General features: G+C 33.2%; 1 protein-coding gene. It reads left to right on the top strand.

The genetic code is table 11. From position 1 onward, the window contains the following. On the top strand, positions 1–2,838 hold a 2,838-nt coding region (locus tag U0839_RS08635), incomplete at both ends, for a hypothetical protein (RefSeq protein ID WP_413550488.1).

The raw sequence follows: 2,838 nt of genomic DNA, 5'->3' as shown, positions 1-2,838 counted from the left end.
AATAAATGTAGCCAATGGAGTGGCTGGTTTAAACAAGAATGGAGAAATAACAGCCAATATAAATAATGATAGAATAAATAATAATTCAATAAATAGTAATTTTATTCAGTTAAATAAAAAAAATGATCGTTTACGTTTTATTACCAACAGTCCTGATACTAATAATAATGAGATTGATATGTTTTATAATTGGGATGGTAATAATAAGGATGATTTTGGTAATCCATTAGAGGGGAATACATTTTATTTCACGAATAATAAATATGGCAATAATTACCGATTTAACGGGACAGTCAAGGCTTCATCGTTCAACAGTGGACATTTTGAACTCCCAAGACATGGTGATCGTTTGCGTTTTATTACCAACAGTCCTGATACTAATAATAATGAGATTGATATGTTTTATAATAAGGATGGTAATAATAAGGATGATTTTGGTAATCCATTAGATGGGAATACATTTTATTTCACGAATAATAAATATGGTAATAATTACCGATTCAATGGAACGGTTAAAGTTGGTGGTATTGAGATTAATGGACATGTATTAAATAAACCCATTCCAGGGGGGATTGAACCAGTCGATCCGTATAATGATGATAGGAATAATGCCAATTTAATATTTTTGAGTCAACCAGGGTATGATTGGGGAAATATTAAACCCAATACGTTAATGGTTGGAGGGCGTAGTCGCAATTCTGTAGTTGGAATAAAAGCTACCTGCCAAAATACCGGACAAGGAGATCAAGGTGGGTCTTGCTATCAATTTACAAATATGAGCGGTCCACAAGCATACCATCGTAGCGGTTCTGGAGTGACTGATGGTATTAATATGGATATGCGAACAATGGATAATTCTCCTATGGATTCAATAGGCGGGAATATATTGGTTAAAAATAGCGATGGTTCATATATTGTTAAAGGTAATGAATATTCGGTAATATCGAATGTTCCGGCTGGTGCAACAAAATTTGTTATCAAAGGAACCTTTGGATGTGGGTTGGGTGAAAGCAGATCACGTTGTGAATTGAGGGGTATCAATTTTGTAAACAATGCAGGGAAAATATCTAATTCTGTAAAAGTTACCCCCGGTTTTTATAACCCTTCAAACAATACGACAGAAGTGAATATTAATGATGGTTATGCTTTGAAGGATATTTTAACTCCAGATAAAAAATTAGAAATTATATATTATGCTTCTGATGGTACAGCATATGCTATTGATTTTTCTGAAGATGATAATGGTTCTCAATATGCGGCAATTTATCCATCTTTATCAGAAAAAGAAAGAAATCTTACGCACGCGCGTATGGCTGTATGGACTAATATCGCCAATGGGATGGCCAGTGTTGAAAATGGAACCAATGAAGACAGTGGTAATACAGACATGCCCGGTTATTATTATGGATATGCTGATGGGTTTAACGATACTGTTTTAAATCAAGCCAATATTGACGCTATTAAAGCAGATAAAACAAAAACAGATGAAGAAAAAGATCTTGCCATAAGACAAAATAAAGTAACCAAGATATTTATGAGATCTTTTAGTTATCCAGGTTTAGCTGGTGACTTAGTAAAATGGAAGAATAACAAGCATCCGCTTAATGATGATCCCAATATAAAATCTCCAGGCTTAAATGCTTACGATCAGTTGGATTATAAACTTTCCTACGCTTGTTTAACAAAAAACCAGTTAAATGATAATGAGGAACTGCAAAAGAGATTGCATATTGGTAATCGACCAGATTGTTTTGATAAAGTTAATATTCCTTCAGTTGTAAGACCGGAACAAATAAATAATATAAATTATATTTATAATAGTAATTATCATCGTTATCAAAAACCCGCCCTGTTTTTAGGAATGGTTCAAAAGAATTTTAATCTTTACACTCAACAATCATTCAATAAAAGTCCTGATTCAATTACCCGTGAATTTGATAATGAATGGGATTTTCCTATGAATCAAGATCATGATGGACAAGCATCTGTGCGTGGACTTACCATGGTCTTTTCCGGAGGTGGACACCCATTGGCTCAAGGAAGCTATATGTTGCGTATGGCTGGATTCAATCATATGCCATTGGGGTTGAAAATTGATGGTATTTGGCCATATGGTGGTAAGTCTTTTGAAACTGATGCAGGTTTCTTTTTGTATAAATGGACTATGTTAGGAGCATCTCCCTATCTGCAAAATATTAATGATGTTATGAGCATATCTGGTTTGGGACAAATAAAAACCAATCAGGCTTCATACCAACTTATGACATTTATGTCTAATGATGGTAATGTAGATAACAAGCGAAATAATTCATTGCATTTGGGTTTAACGAAGCAAAATTCTACTGATCCCCTTCAGAACCTAGCCTGGAATCAATCACCAACTTGTAACGAGAATAAAGAATGTGCTGTTTTAGGTCAGATATTTTTTGATCCGTTGGGTTATATAGGTGGTATAGGATTAGGTTCTGGTTATGGAGATAAAGCTAAATTAGGATTGGTTGTAGACAAGGATGCTAATGTTTTTATAAATAAAAATTTATCGGTAACTGGTCAATCTAATAACAATAGTATTAATACTAATTTTCTTCAGCTTAATAATAAAAACAATATTTTACGTTTCGTAACTAATAGTCCTGATACGAATAATAACATGATTGATATGTTTTATAATCGTGATGTTGGTAATAGAGATGACTTGGGCAATTTATTAGATGCCAATACATTTTATTTCACGAATAATAGATATGGTAATAATTATAGATTTAATGGCACTGTTAAGGCAAATAGTATGGAAAGTGATCAATTTACTGCAAAGGGCTCCATTTCATCACGAAAGTT

This window comes from Commensalibacter sp. A3DC, from assembly GCF_047307945.1.
Classification (GTDB): Bacteria; Pseudomonadota; Alphaproteobacteria; order Acetobacterales; family Acetobacteraceae; genus Commensalibacter; species Commensalibacter melissae.
This window is presented reverse-complemented; position numbering and strand designations above follow the sequence as displayed.